Source organism: Pseudomonas sp. GW101-3H06 (assembly GCF_059424605.1).
In genome coordinates, this window is record NZ_JBWKZO010000001.1 from 2047513 (window position 1) to 2071531 (window position 24019).

At 59.7% G+C, this 24019-nt stretch carries 21 protein-coding genes; 9 read left to right on the forward strand and 12 right to left on the reverse strand.

Features of this window, described 5'->3' with window-relative positions; genetic code table 11:
• The first annotated feature begins 24 nt into the window (after positions 1-24).
• From AC07ZE_RS09335 to AC07ZE_RS09345, 3 genes are all read left to right on the forward strand, one after another.
• Positions 25-459 carry a DoxX family protein gene (locus AC07ZE_RS09335; RefSeq protein WP_095196537.1) on the forward strand — a complete coding sequence of 145 codons (435 nt, stop codon included), beginning with the start codon at positions 25-27 and terminating at the stop codon, positions 457-459.
• Between the two features lie 128 nt (positions 460-587).
• Positions 588-1004 carry a glycine zipper domain-containing protein gene (locus AC07ZE_RS09340; protein WP_095196538.1) on the forward strand — a complete coding sequence of 139 codons (417 nt, stop codon included), beginning with the start codon at positions 588-590 and terminating at the stop codon, positions 1002-1004.
• Positions 1005-1155: 151 nt separating this feature from the next.
• Positions 1156-1368 (forward strand): hypothetical protein, encoded by a 213-nt coding sequence (locus AC07ZE_RS09345; protein ID WP_207263614.1) that lies wholly within the window; start codon positions 1156-1158, stop codon positions 1366-1368.
• A gap of 621 nt (positions 1369-1989) precedes the next feature.
• On the opposite strand, the gene AC07ZE_RS09350 is transcribed toward AC07ZE_RS09345, so the two are convergent.
• From AC07ZE_RS09350 to AC07ZE_RS09365, 4 genes are all read right to left on the reverse strand, one after another.
• Positions 1990-2289, reverse strand: coding sequence for a contact-dependent growth inhibition system immunity protein (locus tag AC07ZE_RS09350; protein WP_207263616.1), 300 nt, complete (start codon positions 2287-2289; stop codon positions 1990-1992).
• Between the two features lie 446 nt (positions 2290-2735).
• Complete coding sequence (locus tag AC07ZE_RS09355; protein ID WP_207263617.1) at positions 2736-3062, reverse strand: hypothetical protein; 327 nt, start codon at positions 3060-3062, stop codon at positions 2736-2738.
• 341 nt (positions 3063-3403) lie between these two features.
• Positions 3404-3823 (reverse strand): hypothetical protein, encoded by a 420-nt coding sequence (locus AC07ZE_RS09360; protein WP_219739392.1) that lies wholly within the window; start codon positions 3821-3823, stop codon positions 3404-3406.
• Positions 3824-3832: 9 nt separating this feature from the next.
• On the reverse strand, positions 3833-8731 hold the full coding sequence (locus AC07ZE_RS09365) for an RHS repeat-associated core domain-containing protein (RefSeq protein ID WP_207263619.1): 4899 nt from the start codon (positions 8729-8731) through the stop codon (positions 3833-3835).
• 245 nt (positions 8732-8976) lie between these two features.
• Here AC07ZE_RS09365 and AC07ZE_RS09370 point away from each other — a divergent pair, with 245 nt between their 5' ends.
• Positions 8977-9672 (forward strand): HAD-IA family hydrolase, encoded by a 696-nt coding sequence (locus AC07ZE_RS09370; RefSeq protein ID WP_207263621.1) that lies wholly within the window; start codon positions 8977-8979, stop codon positions 9670-9672.
• 64 nt (positions 9673-9736) lie between these two features.
• Here AC07ZE_RS09370 and AC07ZE_RS09375 read toward each other — a convergent pair whose 3' ends face one another.
• Positions 9737-10483: a 3-oxoacyl-ACP reductase family protein gene (locus AC07ZE_RS09375; protein WP_207263623.1), complete on the reverse strand. Its 747-nt coding sequence runs from the start codon at positions 10481-10483 to the stop codon at positions 9737-9739.
• A gap of 125 nt (positions 10484-10608) precedes the next feature.
• On the opposite strand from AC07ZE_RS09375, the gene AC07ZE_RS09380 reads away from it, so the two are divergent.
• A complete protein-coding gene (locus tag AC07ZE_RS09380; protein ID WP_207263625.1) occupies positions 10609-11532 on the forward strand; it encodes a LysR family transcriptional regulator in 924 nt (307 codons plus the stop codon).
• A gap of 116 nt (positions 11533-11648) precedes the next feature.
• Here AC07ZE_RS09380 and AC07ZE_RS09385 read toward each other — a convergent pair whose 3' ends face one another.
• The 3 genes from AC07ZE_RS09385 to AC07ZE_RS09395 form a co-directional block, all read right to left on the reverse strand.
• Positions 11649-12377, reverse strand: coding sequence for an aspartate/glutamate racemase family protein (locus tag AC07ZE_RS09385; protein ID WP_207263627.1), 729 nt, complete (start codon positions 12375-12377; stop codon positions 11649-11651).
• 57 nt (positions 12378-12434) lie between these two features.
• Positions 12435-13976, reverse strand: a complete 1542-nt coding sequence (locus AC07ZE_RS09390; RefSeq protein WP_207263629.1) for an NCS1 family nucleobase:cation symporter-1 — start codon at positions 13974-13976, stop codon at positions 12435-12437.
• 571 nt (positions 13977-14547) lie between these two features.
• Positions 14548-15288 (reverse strand): phosphoadenylyl-sulfate reductase, encoded by a 741-nt coding sequence (locus AC07ZE_RS09395; RefSeq protein WP_207263631.1) that lies wholly within the window; start codon positions 15286-15288, stop codon positions 14548-14550.
• 162 nt (positions 15289-15450) lie between these two features.
• Between AC07ZE_RS09395 and thrH the strand changes: the two genes are divergently transcribed.
• On the forward strand, positions 15451-16068 hold the full coding sequence (thrH, locus tag AC07ZE_RS09400) for a bifunctional phosphoserine phosphatase/homoserine phosphotransferase ThrH (RefSeq protein ID WP_207263633.1): 618 nt from the start codon (positions 15451-15453) through the stop codon (positions 16066-16068).
• Between the two features lie 85 nt (positions 16069-16153).
• Here the strand turns inward: thrH and pabB are convergent, their stop codons facing one another.
• The 4 genes from pabB to rloA all read right to left on the reverse strand — a co-directional run bounded on the left by pabB (position 16154) and on the right by rloA (position 20743).
• Entirely contained in the window at positions 16154-17497 is a 1344-nt protein-coding gene (gene pabB, locus AC07ZE_RS09405; RefSeq protein ID WP_207263635.1) for an aminodeoxychorismate synthase component I, read from the reverse strand.
• A 182-nt stretch (positions 17498-17679) separates the two neighbouring features.
• Complete coding sequence (locus tag AC07ZE_RS09410; protein ID WP_207263637.1) at positions 17680-18666, reverse strand: alpha-L-glutamate ligase-like protein; 987 nt, start codon at positions 18664-18666, stop codon at positions 17680-17682.
• Entirely contained in the window at positions 18666-20201 is a 1536-nt protein-coding gene (gene rloB, locus AC07ZE_RS09415) for an osmotic stress tolerance membrane protein RloB (RefSeq protein ID WP_207263639.1), read from the reverse strand. Before rloB ends, AC07ZE_RS09410 begins: the two co-directional genes overlap by 1 nt.
• A 5-nt stretch (positions 20202-20206) precedes the next feature.
• Positions 20207-20743: a retropepsin-like aspartic peptidase RloA gene (gene rloA, locus AC07ZE_RS09420; RefSeq protein ID WP_207263641.1), complete on the reverse strand. Its 537-nt coding sequence runs from the start codon at positions 20741-20743 to the stop codon at positions 20207-20209.
• 301 nt (positions 20744-21044) lie between these two features.
• On the opposite strand from rloA, the gene AC07ZE_RS09425 reads away from it, so the two are divergent.
• Genes AC07ZE_RS09425 through prpC form a run of 3 tightly spaced genes read left to right on the forward strand, consistent with a single transcriptional unit; the run spans position 21045 to position 23816 of the window.
• Positions 21045-21761: a GntR family transcriptional regulator gene (locus AC07ZE_RS09425; protein WP_207267787.1), complete on the forward strand. Its 717-nt coding sequence runs from the start codon at positions 21045-21047 to the stop codon at positions 21759-21761.
• Positions 21758-22648 carry a methylisocitrate lyase gene (gene prpB / locus AC07ZE_RS09430; protein WP_095197279.1) on the forward strand — a complete coding sequence of 297 codons (891 nt, stop codon included), beginning with the start codon at positions 21758-21760 and terminating at the stop codon, positions 22646-22648. Before AC07ZE_RS09425 ends, prpB begins: the two co-directional genes overlap by 4 nt.
• A 40-nt stretch (positions 22649-22688) precedes the next feature.
• On the forward strand, positions 22689-23816 hold the full coding sequence (gene prpC / locus AC07ZE_RS09435; protein ID WP_207263643.1) for a bifunctional 2-methylcitrate synthase/citrate synthase: 1128 nt from the start codon (positions 22689-22691) through the stop codon (positions 23814-23816).
• Positions 23817-24019: the final 203 nt, after the last annotated feature.

Sequence of the window (24019 nt, forward strand, 5' to 3'; positions counted from 1 at the left end):
ACACTCACCAATGGATGACACAGCATGAGCACACTGATCAACAAGGTTCTGTTTACCCGCGCCGGCTACGGCCTGACCGTTCTGCGAATTTTCGTCGGTATCATCTTCGCTGCCCACGGCGCGCAGAAGCTCTTTGGAGCGTTCGGTGGCTACGGCCTGGCCGGCACCGCGCAGTACATGGAAAGCATCGGCCTGGCGCCGGGCTACCTGATGGCGACGCTGGCGGGCGGGACCGAGTTCTTCGGCGGTCTGGCACTGATCATCGGCCTGCTGGCGCGCCCGGCAGCCCTGGGCCTGACGTTCCTGTCGCTGGTGGCGATCTTCTCGGTACACATCAGTAACGGTCTGTTCATGGCCAACAACGGCTATGAGTTCGCCCTGGCCCTGCTCGGTGGCAGCATCGCGGTATTGATCGAAGGGGCTGGCAAACTGTCGGCCGACCGGGCTATCGCGGGTTGATTGATACCGCTCAGCGAACGTTTTTGTGTTTAGCCGCTCAAAGCTCTACACCCCTGAGAAACTCGAGGCACGCTATGACAGCGAATTGCAAAGGCAAGGAAGTTAATGGCTACCAGGCTCCACGTCTTATGTTGCCTGCCCTGGTATTCGGGCTCTTGCTCTCACCGCTGGCGATGGCGGCCGGTGACGGCACCGCAGCGGTGGGCGGTGGACTCGGCGGAGCGCTGGGTAATGTGGTCGGGGGACAATTGGGCGGCAGTACCGGCGCTGCGATTGGTGCCGGTGTGGGCGGCGCGGCCGGTAGTGCGGTCGGCGCCTCCAAGGGCAGCCGTACTGAAGCGGCGATCGGCGGTGGTCTGGGGTCGGCGAGCGGTTCAGTGATCGGCAACAGCATCGGCGGCTCAACCGGCTCGACCATCGGTGCGGGCCTGGGTGGGGCAGCGGGTGGCGCTGTCGGCAACAACCTGGGCAGCGACAACGACAGCCATTCCGGTGGCGGCCACAAACATAAGCACAAGCATAAACACAAAAATAAACACCACTGAGTCGGCATTGCCGACAACGGAAACCCGGCCATGCGCCGGGTTTTTCGTTTCTGTCGCAAGATTGACCGATTGTCTGCCTGATCGAACGCGCAGCATCGCTGCCGCCTCGAAATTCCAGGGCCTGCCTTCAAGGCTCTTTGCGAGGTGCACCATGAGCGCTGATCCAAAAGACACCGACGTTGACGATACCCCCGAGTATCCGCTGCCTTCACCGACCGACCCTTTGAGCCGCGATCAGCGTCCACCCGACGAGGACGCGGGTGTCGAGCAAGTCCCCAATGAAGACGTCAGACGCACCGACGTCGAGGGGACCCCGGAAGACCCGGACATTGCCGATAAAGAGGGTTCCAGCGAACCCAGTTGATTCGCGCCCCTCGATGCCATGCCGCCCGTCGATTGAATGGCACACCTGAAAAGTGGCTGCTGCCAGAAGTCAGGTAAGCCACTTTGAAAGGAGCGCACCATGATCAAGTCAAAATTCACGGCCCTGACAGTGGCCGGATTGTTGTCACTCGGTTCATGGGGGGCATTGGCCGGCAACGATGCACCAGTCGACAAGGGCGGCATGCCGCCATCCACGGAAATGAACGCGGGCTCGGGGCCCGAGACTGCCCTGCCGCCGGGGACTATTGGTGGTGGGAATGGTGGGGATGCCAATGGGAGTAGTACTAGTGCGGGGGAGAGCAGAGGGGCAGGGACCGGTGGAAGTTCGATGGGGAGTGGTTCTGGGAGTGGGTCTGGAGGATCAGGTAGTTCGGGGGGAAGTGAGGAGAGTTCAGGGGGGTAATTTGATTAAGTCCGTGAGAAAAAGCCCGGCAGATCGCTGGGCTTTTGGCTTGTAATACTAAAATGGGAAGCTCGTTGGAAGCGATCAGTTTTACAGATCACTAAGATCTGCGGAGCCCTTTAGAGCGGAACAAGTTGGAGGAAATCTTCTAGGGTTTTTTCGAAGTTTTTCGTTGTGTTTGTCAGTCAATAACGCCGGTCAAGTTTCCCCCTTCAATCTATCAAAGATGTGTCGTAACCAAGACTGGCCGGACTCCCATTCATTCCAATAGCAGTAGTAACAACTTAATTCTCGCAACAAGAACTCCTTTAATAGCGGTTCATCCATTCCCTGCTCAAGCAGCATTCCCAGTTCTTGTCGTACATTCCTCACTTCAAGTGAACCAGAATCGGTCAAAAAGGCATCAATCACCTGCTCAGGCGTTTGATGTTCCACAGTCCAATCTTGGTGGAAATGTCCTGCCAAAAATTGAAATACTGCTGGAAATCGTGTACTCATTTTCTCTGCATATCCTGTATATATTCGATACCCATCAGGGAGTCTCTTATCTCGATGTAAAAACTAAAACCACCTCAAAGCATGGTGTTACATCTGATGCTTTTCGTTTCAATATAACCCCGACTGAAAAAAAAGGGGCGAGTCGTTAGCTAAGCTCAATTACTCGATTAATGTACGAATAAAAGTTTCGGAAGAGGTCACATGTTATTTTTCACAAAATAGCCCCTTCAACGATATCTGCGGCCGCGGTGGCGAACTCCTGCAGTGCCTGGAGCCTGAAGTTGAAATACTGATAGGGCATCGGTGACTGCACTGGCCTCTTCGCGGGCGAGCCACGCTCCCACAGGGTTCACTATCCTTGCGTACAACACAAAACCCTGTGGGAGCGGGCTTGCCCGCGAAGAGGCCGTGTCATCCAATGCAGATGTTTTGGATTAACTCCCCCACTAAGCCCCTGAAGCCCGCCCCCGCAACCGCCGCCCCACCACATCCAACACATCACACCCATCCCGCAAGGGAATGGCACACAGCAACGCAAAATCACTGAGAATGAACGACTCACACTCCACCGATCCACGCATGGACAGGTTTTCCAGCACCTGGGTGACAGCGCGGATTCGATAGTTGGCAGCGTCGGTCAAAACGTCGAGCGGCGCGTGGGTATCGACGAACAGAGTGGGCATTTCGCAGCAGTTGCTGGTGAGCGCCATGAAGCGGTTTTCGGGGTGGGGGATTGGTTTTTCGTAGGGTGGATCGAGATGGGTATTTTTCATTGATCAAACCTCTGGTAGCGAAATGGACGCCCCACCGACCTTCCTACAGGTCTGGGTGGCAGCTATACGCGAGACCAGAGCACTCGGCCACACCGAAGCGTGCCCGCGCACAGCCGCCGCAAATGATCTTACGGATGCACATTGCCAACCGCAGTTCAGATACCGACGCCAAAGCGTTCTTCTAGTCTTCAAGGGTTCCTACACCCTGCCACCGCTTTTGCGGGGGCAGCCAAAGACTATCCATGGAATGTGCCTCGCACCAGCTCACGGAAACCGATAGAACTTGAAGGAAATCTCCTAGGATTTTGACCGGAAATTTCGTAGGACTGAAAAAGCTCTCATCACCAAGTTGATTGATCTTCCAAGCCTGCCTTTTGCAGATCATCCTTCCACTTTTCAGCCGACATCCTAAATATATCTTCAAAAAAACCACGGGGGTCTTCTATCTCTGTTTCATCCCATGCGACAGCACTGTATTCATCGTAATCAGCTTCAAACAGCGTCGAAAATTCGAACTCGCTATCAGCCAAAGTTCTCTCAAGCAATTTATGGAGAGCAAAACGATGCCTATAGCTCAAATAGTCCAAATCAGGCAATATTATTTTTTCAATTACTTCGCTCCGGTCCTGGCGGAAATTCGGATTATACCTCCGAATTTTTTCTCTAACTCCTTCGCCACGATCACATACATCAATACCCGCCAGCAGATATGACAGCTGCGGTTCCCATCGCAGATCTACGTTATTAAAGGGTGACTTCATAATCCCGCCTTATTTTCTTGGAAAAGCTGTGAATGGCCGTTTTATATTATTTTTGTCGAACCTAACCTCGACCCCATTCATCACCTCGACAAACTTAGGGTTATCCAAATCCTTTTGGTTTGGCTTATAACCTCGTCCTGCTCCAAGTATTTCAACCCTTACTATAGGATTGCCTTTTTTATCGTAATCAGTCGGCTCAGGTACATCTTTGTCCATTTTAGATAAAGCATATCCAATGGCCTGACACTGTAAAGTCCAACAAGTAAATTGAGAACTAGCATTAATCTCTTCTTTACGACCTTTTATAGTTGGATGGGAGCCATCAATTGACCTTTGTTTTAGAGCCACATCGGGTATTTCAGGTCCATGTTTCGAAACTGTGTGCATGTCGTACTGCCTCTCCCAAGCCAGCACTTGGCGCTTCGCCTCTTCCTTTGACAATAGTTTAGGAAGGATTGGACTTCCTTCATTGACTGAGCTTTTGCTCACGTCATCGGGTAGAGGACATTCTATCTTTCCTTTTTTGTTTGGGGATGGACAGCTATCACTCAACCCCAACGGATCCACCCACCCCGTCGGATTCGGCACATACCGATAGGCATTCAACCCACCCGCCAGCTTCACCGGGTCGGGGGTCAGGTAGCGTCCCGTGTCCGGGTGGTAGTAGCGGTGGCGGTTGTAGTGCAGGCCGCTTTCGGTGTCGAAGTACTGGCCCTGGAAGCGCAGCGGTTGCTCGAGTTGTTCGCCGCCGCCGTAGGTCAGTTGGCTGAGCTTGCCGTAGGCGGTGTATTTCGCCGACCAGACGATGTCGCCGCCGTAGTCGGTGAGTTCCTGCGGGGTGCCGAGGTGGTCGAGTTGGTAGTAGAACGGGCAGGCTTTTTTCGGGCCTTTGCCGTCGAGCAGCGCCAGGGGGCGGAAGCTGCCGGGTTCGTAGAGGTAGCTGCGGTAGTGGGTTGGGCTGCTTTCGGCGATGAGGTTATCGCCCTGCCAGAAGAAGGTGGTGGTGTGGCCGTCGACGGTCTTGGCGATGCGCCGGCCGAAGGCGTCGTAGCGGTAGGCCGCCTGGCGGCCGTCTGGCAGCTGGAGGCCGATCAGGCGGTGCTGGCTGTCGTAGCGGTACTCGGTGACGGCATCCCCGCGGCGTTCGCGGATCAGGTTGCCGAAGGCGTCGTAGTCATAATGGCGGTCGGCGTGGCGCCGCAGGCGGTTGCCCTTGAGGTGCCAGGGGCCGGGACGGTCGTGGATCAGCAGGTTGCCGGCCGGGTCGTGGCTGAAGTGTTCCGGGTCCTGATCACGGGCGTGGCGGACGTGGCTCAGGCGGTCGAGCGGGTCGTACTGGTAGCGGCGTTGGCCGTGGCGGCTGTCGTCGACCTGCAGGAGGTTGCCGTTGGCGGCGTAGGCATAGTCGCGACGGTACAGCGGGCGCTGCTGTTGGCTGACGGCGTGGGCGTGCAGGCGGCCCTGGTCGTCGTAGGCGTATTCGCTGAGCAATGCGCCTTGCTGGCGGCTCTGTTCGCGACCCGCGACAACGCTGTGGGTGGTCAGGCGTGTGCCGTTGAGGTCGATGGCGGTCAGCGCACCGCCCTGGGCCCGGTGGTACTTCAGGCGGTTGTTGTCCGGCAGGCGCAGGTGCTGCAGCTGACCGCAGGCGTCATAGCCGTAACGCAGGGTGCCCCAGCCCTGGTGTTCGGTGATCAGCCGGTCATGGGCGTCGTAGTCGAACGCCAGCGGATGTTCCTGACCGTCGTCGACACTGACCAGGCGCCCCAGGCGGTCGTAGCGGTACGCGATCTGGACCCCGTCGGGCAAGGTCTTGAGCAGCAGGCGTCCGGCGCTGTCGCGTTGATAGGCCGTGACCAGCTGCGAACCGTCATCGCCGAACTCGGTTTTCTCCAGCAACCGGCCGTTGAGGTCGTAGGCGTAGGCGGTGCGCCGGCCGTCGAAGCCGGTTTCCTGGCGGATCAAGCCGCCCGGCGTGTAGTCCAGCCGATAACGCTCGCCGGCCTCGTTTTCGATCTCGGTCAGCAACAGCCGCGCGTGGTCGTAGCGGTACTTCAGTTCGCTGCCGTCGGGGTTGATCCGCCGGCTGACCAGGTGCAGGTCGTCGGCGTATTCGTAGCGGGTGACGCGCTCGAGTTCGTCGCGCTCGGCGGTGACCCGGCCGTAGGCGTTGTAGCTGACGGTGCGGCGGGCGCCGTTCGGCAGAATCGTCTGTTGCAGTCGGCCAATGGCGTCCCACTGGTAACGGGTGACGCCACCGAATTCGTCCTCGAGCGTGGTCCGCCGCCCCAGCGCGTCGTAGGCATACTGCCGGCGTCCGCCGTCGGGCAGGGTTTCTTCCTGCAGTTGGCCGAGGCGGTTCCAGGCGAACCGATGAAAGCTGTGGTCCGGGTAACGGATCAACAGCAGGCGGCCTTGCGCGTCGTACTCGTGGTAGGTGCTCTGGCCGTCGGGGTCGATCAGCCAGGTGATATCGCCCTGGGCATTGCGCCGATAGGTCCACTTGGCCTGGCCGCGATAACGGGCGTGCAGGAAACCGTTGCGGTATTCGTAGGACGTTGGCTCATCGTCCGGTGGCAGCAGCGCGATCAGCCGTCCGGCCTCGTCGTAGCGGTATTCGGTGACCGCGCCGAGGGCGTCCTGCTCGGCGATCAAGCGGCCTTGCTGGTCATAAGCCTTAAGCAGCTCACCGCCGTCGGCCTCGACCCGGCGCACCAGCCGCGCCTGCGCGTCGTGGACGTAGGTTTCCTCGCTGCCATCGGCGTGCTTGAGCGTCACGCCGCCGTCGTCATCCCAGCTGTAGCGGGTGTCCATCTGCGCAAAGGACGCCCAGTGGCGGATGCACCGGGCTGCCTTGCCGGCGCGCTCCCACTCCCAGTAGAAACTCGCGCCGCCGGCCAGTTGCCGCTGCAGGATGACGTGCTGTTCGTCGTAGTCGTAGCGCTCGCTGTCACCGGCGGCATTGGTCGCTTCGATCAGCCGGCCACGGGCGTCGTAGCGGTAGCTGACCAGCGTCTGTTGCGTCACCCAGGCCGCTGGCTGGTCATCGCCGAGGTCAAAGCACTGGTAGTCGACGGCGATCAAATGGCGGCGCTCGTAGCGCAGCCGCAAGCAGCGCCCGGCGCCGTTGTCCAGGCGCTGGATGCGCTCGGCCAGATCGCGCTGCACGCTCAAGCGGTTGCCGTAGGCGTCGCTGATCGCGTTCAGGCGGCCGTCGTGAAAGTGATAAAAACGCGGCGACTCGCCGGCCAGCGCCAGGATCAGTTCGTCGGGCTGATCGCCGAGGTAGATCGCCGTCCGCGACAGGCTGTTGTGGATCGCCGGGCGGGCCAGGCTCGGCAGCGGGAACGGCGTGCGGCGGTTTTCCGGATCGACCCAGGTGACGATGTCACCGTCGATCTCCAGGTGCTGGCTCAGCGAATGGCTCCAGCCAAAGCCGAGGCCGCTGTCGAGCTCCACGGCGCTGGTGCGGTACAGCCGGGTGAAGTCGAAGGGCAAGATGCCGTCGAGGGTGCCGTCGCTGAGGGTCAGCAGTTCCTCGCCGCTGACCAGCGACACCGGGCAGCCGTGGGTGGCGGTGTGGGCGGCGGTGTCGGCGCTGTCGCCGTTGAGGTTTTTCGCCTGTTTCGGCGCGTCGTCGTGAGGTTCCTGCCGGCTCAAACGCGTCGTGGCAGTAGATTTGTTACGGGCAATGGCGACCGGATTATTGACCAAAAGATCGGTCGACCCCGCCGTGCTGATCTGCAATGGAATGGCGGGTGCAGGCTTTGACGGTGCCTTCCGCGCATTCACCGACAATGGCTTGAGCACGCCCGCGTGAGCGCTCAGATCGGAGCGACTCGTCAGCTCCGCCAGCCGCAAACCCGCCGCGGCCAGCCAGCGTCTGGCGCGCTCGGACTTCATTTTGTTGAGTACTTTGGCGCTGATGCCGAGCTTCAGGCCTGTAGGACCGGTCAAGCACACCAGCAGGAAACTGATCAGCAACTCCGTACGAACTTCCGCCACGACTTCGGCGATGTACTGCGGCGGCAACAGCTTCAACCAACTGGTGAAGGCGGCCAGATGGATGAACATCAAGGGCTCGTCGCTCAGCACCAGCAACAGGTTGGCGATGGACTCGGACGAAGCCGCCAGCAGCGCCTCAAGTTCCGCCTCGGTCAGGTATTCAAGGAGTTTTGCGCTGTTGGCCTGCAGGTCGGCGACCAGGGCGTAGAGCTGCTTCACGTCGTCCCACAAACCGTGCAACGCGTGCTCGACACCGTGCCAATCGGCCTGTCGCAGCTGGCCGTAGCGTTCAATGAAGTCAGCCTTGGAAAACCCGTCCCACAGCGGTTGAAACTCGCTCGCCCACTCCTCGCGCAGCCAGCCTTCCAGCTCACTGACGACGCCTGCGTAAGAGGCATACAGGGCCTTGACGTGATCGCTGGTGACGTTGGGAAAAAAGGTGATGCGATAACGATTGCCACGCCAGCAATCGGAGATTTCGAGGATGCCGCTGGGGCCGATGGTGTCGTGTATCGGTGCGCCAAACACTGGCCCGTCCGGGCCTTCGCAAATCAGTGGTTCGAGCACGACGGGTGTATTGCCGATGGGGATGAAGCGTGCGGCTTCAAACAGATGCACCAGGGTCAGCGGCCCACTGGCGGGGCACTGGGCGACGGTGGAGCTGACGGGCGCTGTGGAATGCTTCGGTGCGCTGAGGCGAACGTCGTTGCCGACCTTGAACACCTGCTCGACATCCAGTGCGCCGCCGGTCCAGAAGCTCTCCGCCCAGGCTTCGTAGTTATTGAGACAGAGGCGAAAATCACCGAGCAGCGCTTCGATGTCCGGTTGTTCCGGGTTCATCGCGGCGACCACCAGCAAGCCGATGGTGTTGTTCAGGGCCAGCAGCTTGTCAGGATCGAACATGCGCAGTGTTTCGCTCGAATGAAGGAGCGCGAAACTCTGCGGCGGATCAATCAGGAAAGAAGTCGGGAAAGGAGGTGTTTCGTGTAGGGCGATTCGTTAAATCATCGGTACCGCATCGAGAGCGCTCGGATTTTGCCCGTTGCTCTATGCCAACCGCGCTCGCTATGCTGCTGAACCCTTTAATCAGTCACTGAGCCGGCCGCACCCGAGCCGCCTGGGATGTCATTGAAAACGGATCAGATGCGATGAATGCAGCGCTCAATGAGTTCGGCCCGATCAAGGCCGTGATTTTCGATATGGACGGCTTGCTGCTGGACACCGAGGGCATTTATACCGAGGTCACGTCCATCATTGCGGGTCGCTACGGGCGGACATTCGACTGGAGCATCAAGCAGAACATCATCGGTCGTGGCGCCGGGGACCTGGCGCGTTACGTGGTCGAGGCGCTTGATCTGCCGATCAGCGCCGAAGAGTTTCTGGTGATCCGCGAACCGCTGATGCGCGAACGTTTTGCTACCGCACAGGCGATGCCTGGCGCACAGGAGCTGGTGCGGCATCTGAAGGCCAACAACATTCCCATCGCGGTGGGAACCAGTTCGTCGAGCCAGTCGTTTGGCCAGAAAACCACCTTGCATCGCGATTGGTTCGCACTGTTCGACACCATCGTCACTGCGGATGACCCGCAAGTCGGCGCGGCCAAACCGGCACCGGATATCTTCCTGACGGCGGCGCGACGCCTGGGTGTCGCCCCGCAAGATTGCCTGGTGTTCGAGGATTCGCCGTTTGGTGTCACGGCGGCGAAGGCGGCGGGGATGACGGCGATTGCCATCCCGGATGCGGCAATGGCTGATGAAAAGTACGCGCACGCCGATGGGATTCTTCGTACGCTCAAGGCGTTCAGGCCAAGTGCCTGTGGCTTGCCGGCGCTCGATTGGACCTGACATAAAACCCCCTGTGGGAGCGAGCAGGCTCGCTCCCACAGGGGTTGTGGTTGGCTGACCGTTATCAGGCGCCGAAACCACCGTCGATAGTCAGGCTCGCACCGGTGATGTAACCAGCCTCGGGACCGACGAGGTAAGCAACGAAGCTGGCGATTTCTTCAACTTTTCCGTAACGCCCGACGGCCATCAGCGGGATCAGGCTGTCGGCGAAATCACCTTCGGCCGGGTTCATGTCGGTATCGACCGGACCGGGTTGCACATTGTTGATGGTGATGCCTTTCGGGCCGAGGTCGCGGGCCAGGCCCTTGGTCAGGCCGACCAGCGCCGACTTGCTCATGGCGTAGGGGCCGCCACCGGCGAAGGGCATGCGGTCGGCGTTGGTGCTGCCGATGTTGATGATTCGACCACCCTCGGTCATATGGCGGGCGGCGGCCTGGGTGGCGATGAACACGCTACGGACGTTGATGGCCAGGGTCTGGTCGAAATCTTCGAGTTTGAAATCTTCCAGGGGGGCGACGGCCAGCACGCCGGCGTTGTTGACCAGGATGTCCAGTCGACCGAAGGTTTCCATCGTCGCGTTCACGGCGTTGCGGACGGCTTCGGCGTCGGCGCTGTCAGCCTTGATGGCCAGGGCTTTGCCGCCGTCGGCGATGATGCTGTTCTGCAGTGCTTCGGCCTTGGCCGTGGAGCTGACGTAGGTAAAGGCAACAGTCGCGCCTTCAGCGGCCAGACGTTTGACGATGGCAGCGCCGATGCCGCGGGAGCCGCCTTGAATCAATGCCACTTTGCCGCTGAGGTTCTGAGTAGTCATATCGATCTCCAAAGTCCCGAGGCAGGATGTCCCGGTTGATGGAGCCTAGTATCGATATCCGATTGCACGCTGTGTAGACGGTAATTGCGATAGTCTGTGTAAACCAGAAGTTTATAGTGGCGCCTATGGAAACCTTCAGCAGTATCGAATGCTTTGTTCGCAGCGCCGAGGTCGGCAGCTTCGCCGAAGCCGCCCGGCGCTTGAGCCTGACCCCGGCGGCGGTGGGCAAAAGCGTGGCCAAGCTTGAGGCGCGACTGGGGGTGCGGCTGTTCCAGCGCAGCACCCGCAGCCTGACGCTGACGGAGGCCGGCCAGGTGTTTCTCGGCGAAGTCAGTGCCAGTTTGCACACGATCCAGAATGCCGTGGCCAACCTTGCCAGCGCCGAGGGACGTCCGGCGGGGACGTTGAAAGTCAGCATGGGCACGGTGTTCGGACGCTTGTACATCGTGCCGCTGCTCGGGGAGTTTTTGCGGCGCTTTCCCGCAATCAACCCGGACTGGCATTTCGATAATCGTCAGGTTGACCTGATCGGCCAGGGCTTCGACGCCGCCATTGGTGGCGGGTTCGAACTGCCCCAAGGCGTGGTGGCGCGCAAACTGACGCCGGCCCATCGTGTGTTGGTGGCTTCTGCCGACTACCTTGCGGCGCGTGAAACGATCAATGAGCCGGATGATCTCCAGCAGCACGAAGGCATCCTGATTCGCTCACCGCAGACGGGCCGCGTGCGTTCCTGGCAGTTGACCAGCCGCAGTCAGCAGCACAGCCCCTTGACCCTCAAAGCGCGGATGACCATGAGCGATTCGGAAGCAGCCTGCGCCACGGCGACCCAGGGCCTGGGCATTGCGCTGGTGAGCATGCCGTTCGCCGTGGGCTATCTGCAGGCGGGGACATTGCAGCGGGTGCTGCCGGACTGGTATGTCGATGACGGCAATATCTCGATCTATTACGCCGAGCACAAACTCTTGCCGGGCAAGACCCGGGCGTTTGTCGATTTCATTATTGAGCAGTTTGCAGAGCAGGGGTTGGGGCGGCGGTTCAGTGCCATCTGAGTCTGGCTCTGGGTCGTGCACTGGCTATTCGCGAGCAGGCTCGCTCCCACAGGGGATTTGTGAGCGACACAGATCCAATGTGGGAGCGAGCCTGCTCGCGACGGGGACGACTCGGTTTATCGGGCAAACCGCCCCGGCCAGCCAATGATGTTCTTCGGCCGGGGCGTCGCATACGTCCGCACCTTGGAAGTGGACAACCCCAACCGTACCAGCGATTCGGCAATGGTCACCGCCGCCGTCACGCCATCCACCACCGGCACGCCGGTGCGCCGACGAATCTGCTCATCCAGCCCGGCCATCCCGCCGCAACCCAGGCAGATCACTTCGGCCTTGTCCTGGGTCACCGCCAGTTCGGCCTGATGCACGATGGCCTCCAGCGCGCGTTGCGGTTCATGTTCCAGTTCCAGCACCGCCAATCCACTGGCCCGCACTGACGCGCAACGATCCCAAAGCCCGGACAGTTTCAGGCGATCTTCGATCAGCGGCACGGTGCGATCGAGGGTAGTGACCACCGAATAGGCGTGGCCGAGAAACATCGCGGTGCTCGCCGCCGCGTCGGTGATGTCCACCACCGGCACGTTGAGCAGTTCCTGCAGGCCTTCGCGGCCGTGTTCGCCGTACCCGGCCTGGATCACCGCATCGAAGGGCTGGTCGTAGGACATCACTCGGTCCATGACGGCAATGGCGGCCAGGTAGCTTTCGAAGTTGCCTTCGACAGAGTCGGCACCGAAGTGCGGCGTCAGGCCGACGATTTCCGTACCGGGGGAAGCAATGGCCTGTGCCGAACGGGCGATGGCCTGGGTGATGGATTCGGTGGTGTTGACGTTAACCACGAGAATTCGCATGGGAAGTCCTTATAACGGGGTAGTTCTGCGGCCCGACGCTGCCGGGCCGCGTCGGGATCAGTGGCTGACGTTGTCGACAGCGATGGATTCACCACTGACGTCGGCGTAGTGAGGTTGGCGTTTGGCGATGATCAGATAGAGCATTCCGGCAATCCCGGCGCCGATCAGCCAGGAAAACGGCGATACGCTGTGGAAACCAGGCACCAGCGCCAGGACGATGGCGATCAAGGCGGCGGGAATGAACGCCGCCACGGCGCGTAAATTGACTCCGCGGCTGTAGTAATAAGCACCGTTCGGGTCTTCGCTGTACAACTGCGGCACGTTGATCCGGCCTTTTCGTACAAGCCAGTAGTCGACCATGATCACGCCATACAACGGGCCGAGCAGGGCGCCGAGACCGGAGAGGAAGTACACGATCACCAGCGGACTGTTGTAGAGGTTCCACGGCAGGATCAGTACGGCAATGGCTGCGCTGATCAGGCCGGCACGGCGGAACGTCAGGTACTTGGGCGCCAGGTTGCTGAGTACGAAGGCCGGGGCGACGAAGTTGGCCATGATGTTGACCGCCACGGTGACGATCAGGAAGGCCAGGCAACCGAGAACCAGGAAGAAGGTGTTGGGAATCGAGGCGATGATTTCGGTAGGACTTTCAATAATGTGGCCATTGATCTGAAATTGCGCACCACACAGCAGGACGGTAATGGCGGCAAACACCAGAATGTTCACCGGCAGGCCCCAGAAATTTCCGATCTTGATGGTCTTGCGGCACGGCGAGGAGCGGGCGAAGTCGCAGAAATTGAGGATCAGGGTGCCGTAGATCGCCAGCCACAGTGCGCCGCCGGCAAAGATATTGCGCCACATCTCGGCGCCGGTCAGCGGTTCGCGGATCGACCAGGCGATGGTCGCATTGGCCTGGAAGTACATCCACCCGGCGAGGGCGGCGACGGTCAGCAAAATCACCGGCCCGGCAAACGCCTCGTAACGCCGCACCATTTCCATGCCATAGGCGAGGATCGCCAATTGCACGAACCAGATCGCGACGAAACACACCCAACCCAAGGTCGACAAACCGAGGATCGAGTCATGGTCATAGTCGGCGAATCCGGGATGGATGGCGGTCAGCAAGACACGAAAGACCACCGAGGCCAGGTACGTTTGAATGCCGAACCAGGCGATGGCGATAACGGCGCGGATCAATGCAGGAATTTGAGCGCCGTGGATGCCGAAACTGATCCGGCTGATGACCGGAAATGGCACACCGGTCTTTTGTCCCATGTACCCGGACAGATTCATGAAGCAATACACCAGCGCCGCGCCGATCCCCAGCGACAGCAGAATCTGCCAGCCGCCCAGGCCCAGGGCATACAGGCCGATGGCGAACGAGTAGTTGGCAATGTTGTGAACGTCATTGGTCCACAGGGCGAAGATGCTGTATTTGCCCCAGCGTCGACCTTCAGCCTTGGTCGGCGCCAGGTCTTTGTTATGCAGGCGGGGGCTGAGTGCAACGGGGCTTTGCAGTGTTTGATCACCGGTGGTTTGAGTGGAAGGGGAGGAGGGCAGATCCAGCGCAATATTGTTGTTGGAGAGGCTTGTACGCATTCCGGCAGGCTCCTGATGCTCGACCCGAGATGACTGTGCATGAGCGTTGGCTCGACAAATCTTCGTCGCGGGTGGCGAATATCATTGGTTACGGGGCATCTGCAGCCTGTACGGGATAGGGCGCTTCAGGCTTGCGGATCTAAAGTGTTTTTATGTTTTGAGGTGATTGTATACAAAACATGTATGCACTTAAGCCAGATCTGTGCCAGTCCTGAATCTATGGATGTCGTTGCTCATTTCGTTTTGTTATCAAAAGGCGCTAAAGCGCTGAAAATCGGACGATATAAGCTGACCGATTGCCCAAGTATTTATTTTGCCGGTTGGATGTTCAGGCGCGCGAAGCAACGCAAGTCAGGCGGGGAAATGTAACTTTTGGGTGCGCGGAAACAAAAAGTGCACACATAAATGGCACTGATGGTGACATTCGTGTGTACACATTTCTAGGGCGGAAAAATCAAACGGTGGGAGCGAGCCTGCTCGAGAAGGCGCTATGTCAGGCGACTCCAATGTTGGATGTACCGCCCCCTTCGCGAGCAGGCTCGCTCCCACATTGGATATCACAAGTTCCGGATCAGGCCTTGGATTTGCTGATGATATTCCCCGCATGCAGCCCGCATTCTTTCTGTGTCGCTTCCTCCCACCACCAACGCCCTTCACGCTCGTGCTGGTTTGGCAGCACCGGGCGGGTGCACGGCTCACAGCCGATGCTGATGAAACCGCGCTCATGCAGGCTGTTGTACGGCAGCTCCAGCATGCGGATGTAACCCCAGATCTCTTCGCTGGTCATCTGTGCCAGGGGGTTGAATTTGTACAGGGTGCGCTCCGGGGTGGAGAACGCGGTGTCGATTTCCATCACCGCGACAGCGCTGCGGGTGCCGGGGCTCTGGTCACGCCGTTGGCCGGTGGCCCAGGCTTTCACACCGGACAGCTTGCGGCGCAGCGGCTCGATCTTGCGGATGCCGCAGCATTCGCCATGGCCGTCCTTATAGAAACTGAACAGGCCCTTTTCCTTCACGAACGGTTCAAGTTTGGTGTAGTCCGGCGACACCAGTTCGATGTCGATCTTGTAGTGCTCGCGCACCTGATCGATGAAGCGGTAGGTCTCTGGGTGCAAGCGACCGGTGTCGAGGCTGAACACCTTGACGTTCTTGTTCAGCTTCCAGGCCATGTCCACCAGCACCACGTCTTCGGCGCCGCTGAAAGATATCCACAAGTCATCGCCGAACTCGGCGAACGCGAGTTTCAGGATGTCCTGGGCAGATTTGTTGGCATAGGTCGTGGCGAGTTCCACGATGTCGAACGTTGGGCTCATCAGGGCGGCTTCCTACAGGTCGGTGGCGCTGGGCGCTCTAGATGGGGTCGATGGTAACAAAAAGCTGCGCCGGCCGGGGCGTCCTCTGCGTTGCGCGGTGGGGGTGGAGCCGCTAGAGTTCGGGCTCGCTCGACTCAATAAACAATACAATGGGAGTGTCTTGTGGAAATTGCCTGTCTGGATCTTGAAGGTGTGCTGGTCCCGGAAATCTGGATCGCGTTTGCCGAAAAAACCGGGATCGAATCCCTCCGGGCCACTACCCGGGACATTCCCGACTACGACGTGTTGATGAAGCAGCGCCTGCGGATTCTCGACGAACACGGCCTGAAACTCGCCGATATCCAGGAAGTGATCGCTACGCTCAAGCCGCTGGACGGTGCGGCCGAGTTCGTCGATTGGCTGCGCGAGCGTTTCCAGGTAGTGATTCTATCGGACACTTTCTACGAGTTTTCCCAGCCGCTGATGCGTCAACTGGGCTTCCCGACCTTGCTGTGCCATCGCCTGATAACCGATGATGCCGGGCGGGTCACTGGTTATCAGTTGCGTCAGAAAGATCCCAAGCGTCAGTCGGTTTTGGCATTCAAGAGCCTGTACTACCGAGTGATTGCGGCGGGGGATTCCTACAACGACACCACGATGCTGGGTGAGGCGGATGCGGGGATTCTGTTCCATGCGCCGGAAAACGTGATTCGCGAGTTCCCGCAGTTTCCGGCGGTGCACAGTTTTGAAGAGCTGAAGCAGGAGTTCATCAAGGCGTCGAACCGTACCTTGAGTCTGTAGTCGTCCAGGAGGACGCTTTTGCGGGCAAGCCCGCTCCCACAGGTATTACGTTTGCCCTGTGGGAGCGGGCTTGCCCGCGATGCTTTTAAAGGCTCTGTAAAGTATCGAGCAACACCTTGACCTTGGTAATCGACTCCTGATACTCCGCTTGCCACTCGGAATCGGCGACGATCCCGCCACCGCCCCAGCAACACACCTGCCCATCCTTGACCAGCAAGCTGCGAATGGCGATGGAACTGTCCATCTCGCCGCGTACGTCCAGGTACAGCAGTGAGCCGCAATACAACCCCCGGCGGGTCGGCTCCAGTTCGTCGATGATTTGCATCGCGCGGATCTTCGGTGCACCGGTAATCGAGCCGCCGGGGAAGCTGCCGGCGATCAGGTCCAGCGCGTCCCGTTCATCCGCCAGTTCGCCGGTCACGCTGCTCACCAGGTGATGCACATTGGGATAGCTTTCCAGGCTGAACAGTTCCGGGACTCGGACCGACCCGGTGCGGCAGGTGCGACCGAGGTCGTTGCGCAGCAGGTCGACGATCATCAGGTTTTCCGCGCGATCCTTGGGGCTGGCCAGCAGTTCGGCGGCATTGGCCGCATCTTCAGTCGGGGTCAGGCCACGAGGGCGCGTGCCTTTGATCGGACGGGTTTCCACATGACGTTCGCTGACTTTGACAAAACGCTCAGGTGACAGGCTCAGCACCGCGCCACCGTCGGGCAAGCGCTGGAAGCCGGAAAACGGCGTCGGGCACGCCAGCCGCAGCGCGCAATACGCCGCCCATGGGTCACCCTGACAGGGCGCGCGAAAACGCTGGGCAAAGTTGACCTGATAGCAGTCACCGGCCTGGATATATTGCTGAATGCGCTCGATGGCCTGCCGATACTGATCAACGCTCAGGTCGGGCTGCATAGGCGCTTGCAGTGTGAACGACCCGACGGCCTCAGCGGCGGGCTGGCTGAACAGCTGGATCAAGCGTTGGCGCTCACTGTCGGCCAGCGTCGGGTGAAACACCAGTTGACTGGTGGCCTGGTGGTGATCGCTGATCAGCGCCCAGTCGTACAGACCGAAACGCGCATCCGGCAGTTGCAGGTCGTCCTGCGCCTGGTTTGGCAGATTTTCCAGGTGGCGGCCGAAGTCATAGCTCAGGTAGCCGATCAAACCGCCCGCGAACGGCAACTCATAGGGTGCCGGCAACGATGCTTCACCCAGTCGAGTCAGATTATCCCGCAGGCGTTGCAGGAAACTGCCGCCACGTTCGTCAGGCGCTACCGTCAGTTGTTCCAGCGGCCAGGCGCTGAGCAGGTCAAACCGGCCACGCTCGGCGCTGGGGCGGCCACTGTCGAGCAGTACGGCACCGGGGGCATGACGGATAGCCGCGAAATAGTCGGCGGGGTTGGCGCGATAGGGCAGGGGGTGTACGGAACAGGTCAGCATGGGCGGGTTGGATCGGCCATCGAGGCGGGGTGGCGATTGTAGTCCCCTCGGGGAATTGCTCCTAGAGGGGATGTCGGGGATTGGTAGATCGGATGCGGCAGTATGATCGGTGATGAGAAACCTGTGGCGAGGGGACAAATCCCCTCACCACAAAAAGCCAAATCAATTCACAAGTACAGGGGTCAACCTTCAACCGGCGGAATATGCCCGAACATCTCCTGCACAAACGCTATGCGTTCTTCGACGGTTTCGGTCACGCCGCGAGCTTTCAGCTCTTCCAGTCGCGCCTCGACCGCATGGGTGCGCAAGGTCAGGCCGCAATCATTGGCAATCTGGATGTTCAAGCCTGGTCGGGCATTGAGCTCGAGGATCAGTGGGCCTTTTTCCTGGTCGAGCACCATGTCGACACCGATGTAGCCCAGGCCGCACAACTCATAGCAACCGGCGGCGAGTTTCATGAAGCCGTCCCAGTAGGGCAGTTGCACGCCGTCCACCGCGTTGGTGGTGTCCGGGTGTTTGGTGATGATGTTGTTCAGCCAGGTGCCGCGCAGGGTCAGGCCGGTGGCAAGGTCGACACCGACCCCGATGGCGCCCTGGTGCAGGTTGGCCTTGCCGCCGGACTGGCGGGTCGGCAGGCGCAGCATGGCCATGACCGGATAACCCATCAGCACGATGATGCGGATATCGGGCACGCCTTCGTAGCTGATGCTTTTGAAGATCTGGTCCGGAATCACCCGGTACTCGATCAGCGCCCGGTCGCGGTGTCCGCCGAGGGAATACAGCCCGGTGAGGATGCTGGAAATCTGATGCTCGATTTCCTCGTGACTGATGATCTTGCCGGACACCGTGCGATAGCGCCCCTCGAAGCGGTCGGCGATCACCAGGATGCCGTCGCCGCCCGCGCCCTGGGCCGGTTTGATCACGAAGTCGCTGCGCTCGCCGATGATCTCGTCGAGCTTGTCGATTTCCTTTTCGGTGGAGATCACCCCATACAGCTCCGGCACATGGATACCGGCGGCGATGGCGCGTTCCTTGGTGATGATCTTGTCATCGACGATCGGGTACAGGCTGCGCTTGTTGTACTTGAGCACATAGTCTGCGTTGCGCCGATTGATCCCCATGATGCCCCGGGCTTCCAGGGCCTTCCAGGTCTTCCAGAAACCGAACATCAGGCATCAGCCTTTTTCAGGAAGGCCTTGAAACGCACCAGTTCGGTCAGGCGGTAGCCGCGATAGCGACCCATCGCCAGCATGAAACCCACCAGGATCAGCAGGATCGCCGGGAAGGTGAACACGAAATACACCAGTTCCGGCACGCTCATGATCAGGTGTGACAGGGTGGCGGCGAACAGGGTGCCGATCGCCACTTTCATGGCATGGCTGGCGCCGCGTTCTTCCCAGGTGATCGACAGGCGTTCGATGGTCATGGTCAGGATCACCATCGGGAACAGCGCCACCGACAACCCGCGCTCCAGGCCGAGTTTGTGGCTGAGCAGGCTGATGGCCGCGATCAATACCACCACGAAGGTCAGCACCACCGACAGCCGCGGCAGCATTTGCAGTTTCAGGTGTTCCAGGTAGGAGCGCAGCGACAGCCCCAGGGCGGTGATGATCGTGAACAGCACGATGCCGAAGCCAAGCTGGGTTTCACGGAAGGCCAGGGCGATCAGCACCGGGGTGAACGTGCCGAGGGTCTGCAGGCCGATCAGGTTGCGCAGGATCAGGATCACCAGCACGCCGATCGGGATCATCACCATGATCATGAACGTTTGCTGGGTTTGCAGCGGCAAGCCGTACAGCGAGTATTCGAGGAAGTTGGCGTCGGTGTTTTCGTCGGTCAGCTTGGCCAGGCGAATGGCGTTCATTTCGCTGTTGTTCATGCTGAAGGTGACGGTGGCTTTCTTGCCACCATCGACGGTGATCAGGTTTTCATCGCCGGTCCACCACAGCAGGCGGTCGGTCGGCAGGCCCTGTTCGCCGGTTTCCGGGTTGAAGTACAGCCAGTCGGTGCCGTTGAAGCTGCGCAGCCAGAGTTCCGGGGTTTGCGGTTGATCGGCCACCAGGCGAATGGTGTGGACCTTTTCCACCGGCACATGGGCGATGGACAGCACCAGTTCAACGATCCTGGCTTTTTGCGCGGTGGACGGATCGCCTGCCAGCAGCAGCTTCACGTTGTCGTCGTTGACATTGTTGACACGCTTGATCGCTTCGCCGACGAAGGTTTCGACGTCGGCCGAGTGTTGGCGGATCGGCGCGAGCAGGGCTTCGGCGGCGATTTTTTCCGGGCCTTCGATGGCGATGCTGTCGCGGAAAGTCGGACCCTTGATCTTGGTTTTTTCGGCGCTGTAGCGCTTGGTCAGCACCAGGCGGTAATAAAGGGTCTGGTTGCCTTTGGCCCGACGTGCCGACCAGGTGACCTTGCGGTTGCCGTCGACGCGGTTGACCGCCACCCCATAGTTGTTGGAGATGAAGCTTTCGTTGAGGCTGACGTAGTCGCGGCTCAACGGTGGCACGAACATCTGGATCTTGACCGGGTCCTTGGCACTGGCGACGAACTCGACCTTGGCGTCGATGTTCCACAAGTCGTCGGTGGCGTCTTCGGTCACGGGAATGCCCAGCACGAAGATCTGATAGGCCGTGACTGAAATGCCCAGCACCACCAGGATGGCGATCAGCATTTTCAGATGAAGGGTAAGAGAGCGCATTGGAATTACTCTGCGGTATGAGCGTCGGTGGCGCAGGCGGGTTTGCCGGCAGCGTATTTAAGACTGGGGTCGACCAGTGCATCGAAGCGTTTGAGCGCTTCGGAGCCGATCAAAAGCGGGTATTGGAACGCGCTACGGTCGGTCAGGTTCACTTCGATGCTGCGTAAGGCCGAGCCCATGCAGATATCCAGTTCGATCACCGGACGGGCGGTGTACTTCTTGCCTTCTTCCGGATCGTAGTCACCGGCGCGGCGCTTGATCTTGCTGACGCGGGCCAGCGGTCGTTCGATCGGGTGCGAATGGGCGGCGTCGATGGCCAGATAGAAGCGTACCCAGGATTCGCCATTGCGTTTGAAACGCTTGATGTCGCGGGCACTCAGGGAAGCGGTTTTCGCCCCGGTATCGAGTTTGGCGGCGACTTCAAGGTCGATGCCACCCAGCGACGCGTACTCATTGAGGCCATACACAGTCTTTTCCCCCGCCACTGCAAAACCGGGCAGGCAAAGAAAACAAAGGAATGTGGAGAAGGGCTTGAGTCTCATAAATCCTGGTGCGCAGCGGTCTGTATTTCGATTCAAGACCCTGGCATTGCTGCGCAAGCTCCTCGTATGCCTATCAGCTATTTATGACAGACAGTGCAGATGTGACAAACAAATGCGGGCGGCATTCTAGCACGGTGGTTTGATGGCGCCAGCGCTGGCGGGCGGCTATAACCAGAGTTGCTGCATCGTGTTGGTGCAAGCGGTTATTAGACGATTGTCGACAATATCTATTTATCCTTTGACTGCGGCCGCTGTTTTCGCTAGTTTTTGCCGCATTGGTTTTAAAGGTGTCGACAATATGCTGGAGCAACTCGATCCGCCGCTTACCGTCCAGGACGATTCGGAAACACTGTCCGAGAACGTCTTCCGGCGTATTCAGGCGGCTATCGTCAAGGGCGAGATCGCTCCTGGCAGCAAAATTTCCGAGCCGGAGCTGGCCCGTACCTATGGCATCAGCCGCGGTCCGCTACGCGAGGCCATCCACCGGCTGGAGGGGCAGCGCCTGCTGGTGCGCGTACCGCACGTCGGGGCACGGGTGGTGTCGCTCAATCACGCGGAGCTGCTGGAGCTTTACGAAATCCGCGAATCGCTCGAAGGCATGGCCTGTCGTCTGGCGGCCGAGCGCATGAGCGTCGAAGAAATCGACGAACTGCGGCGCGTCCTCGAAACCCACGAGCGCGATGAAGCGTTCCAGGCTGGCCGAGGCTATTACCAGCAGGAAGGCGATTTCGACTTCCACTACCGAATCATCCAGGGCAGCGGTAACCGCACCCTGACGCAAATGCTCTGTGGCGAGCTCTATCAATTGGTGCGCATGTATCGCATCCAGTTTTCCACCACGCCCAATCGCCCGCACCAGGCCTTTGCCGAACACCACCGAATTCTCGATGCCATCGCCGACCGTGACGGTGAACTGGCCGAGTTGTTGATGCGCCGTCACATCGGCGCTTCCAAACGCAACATCGCCCGTCACTACCAGGACGGCGTCAATCCGACAGCCAAACGAGGTGAGTCATGAGTTCCAACAAGAGCACTCCAGGCCAGCGTTTCCGCGATGCGGTCGCCAGCGAGCATCCATTGCAAGTGGTCGGCGCGATCAACGCCAATCACGCGCTGCTGGCCAAGCGTGCCGGTTTCAAGGCGATTTACCTGTCCGGCGGCGGTGTCGCTGCCGGCTCCCTCGGTGTCCCGGACTTGGGCATCACCGGTCTGGATGACGTGTTAACCGATGTGCGCCGCATCACCGACGTCTGCGATCTGCCACTGCTGGTGGACGTGGACACCGGTTTCGGTTCTTCGGCGTTCAACGTCGCCCGTACCGTCAAATCGATGATCAAGTTCGGCGCGGCAGCGATTCACATCGAAGACCAGGTCGGCGCCAAGCGTTGCGGTCACCGTCCTAATAAAGAAATCGTGTCGCAGCAGGAAATGGTCGACCGCATCAAAGCGGCCGTCGATGCCCGTACCGATGACAGCTTCGTGATCATGGCTCGCACCGACGCCTTGGCCGTGGAAGGCCTGGAGTCCGCTCTGGATCGCGCGGCGGCGTGCATCGAGGCTGGCGCCGACATGGTATTCCCGGAAGCCATCACCGAACTGGAGATGTACAAACTGTTCGCCAGCCGCGTGAAAGCCCCGATCCTGGCCAACATCACCGAATTCGGCGCGACACCGCTGTACACCACCGAGCAACTCGCCGCTGCCGACGTGTCCCTGGTGCTGTATCCGCTATCGGCCTTCCGTGCCATGAACAAGGCGGCGGAAAACGTCTACACCGCGATCCGCCGCGACGGCACGCAGCAAAACGTCATCGACACCATGCAGACGCGCATGGAGCTTTACGATCGCATCGACTACCACACCTTCGAGCAGAAGCTCGATGCGTTGTTTGCGGCGAAGAAGTAAGTCGAATAACTCCCTAATAAATTCAAGATTGGAGGCAGCAATGGCCGAAGCAAAAGTACTCAGTGGCGCCGGGCTCCGTGGCCAGGTTGCCGGGCAAACCGCACTGTCCACCGTGGGCCAGTCGGGCGCAGGGCTGACCTATCGCGGCTACGACGTTCGCGAACTGGCGGCTGACGCTCAATTCGAAGAAGTCGCTTACCTGCTGCTGTACGGCGAATTGCCGAGCAAAGCCCAACTGGCAGCCTACATCAGCAAGCTGAGCAAGCTGCGCGACCTGCCGCAAGCCTTGAAAGAAGTGCTGGAGCGCATCCCTGCCGACGCCCATCCGATGGACGTGATGCGCACCGGTTGCTCGTTCCTGGGCAACCTGGAGCCAGAGAAAGACTTCTGCGAGCAGCACGACAAGACCGATCGCCTGCTGGCCGCGTTCCCGGCGATCATGACCTACTGGTATCGCTTCAGCCACGAAGGCAAGCGCATCGATTGCGTGAGCGACGAGCCGTCCATCGGCGGTCACTTCCTGCACTTGCTGCACGGCAAAAAGCCGAGCGAGCTGCATGTCAAAGTGATGAACGTGTCGTTGATCCTCTACGCAGAGCACGAGTTCAACGCTTCGACCTTCACCGCACGGGTTTGCGCATCGACCCTGTCGGACCTGTACTCCTGCATCACCGCGGCCATCGGTTCGCTGCGCGGTCCGCTGCACGGTGGCGCCAACGAAGCGGCGATGGAAATGATCGAGCGCTTCTCGTCGCCAGAGGAAGCGGTCGAGGGCACCCTCGGCATGCTGGCGCGCAAGGACAAGATCATGGGCTTCGGCCACGCGATCTATAAGGACAATGATCCGCGTAACGAAGTGATCAAGGGCTGGTCGAAAAAACTCGCCGCTGAAGTGGGCGACAAGGTGTTGTTCCCGGTTTCCGAAGCGATCGACGCCACCATGTGGGAACAGAAGAAGTTGTTCCCGAACGCCGACTTCTACCATGCCTCGGCGTACCACTTCATGGGCATCCCGACCAAGTTGTTCACACCGATTTTCGTTTGCTCGCGCCTGACCGGCTGGGCTGCCCACGTGTACGAACAACGCGCCAACAACCGCATCATCCGCCCGAGCGCCGAGTACGTCGGCGTCGAACAGCGCAAGTTCGTGCCAATCGAACAACGCTGAATGGTGGGGGCAACTGCGCTGGTTACTGAATGAACCGGTGGCCATTGTGGGAGCGGGCTTGCTCGCGAAGACGGACTGACATTCAACATTGATGTCGACTGATACACCGCTTTCGCGAGCAAGCCCGCTCCCACATTAGACCGAGTCCATTTCAGGAACTGTGCCAGGCCCCACCCTTTTTGTATTTACCGTGACCGAGTCCT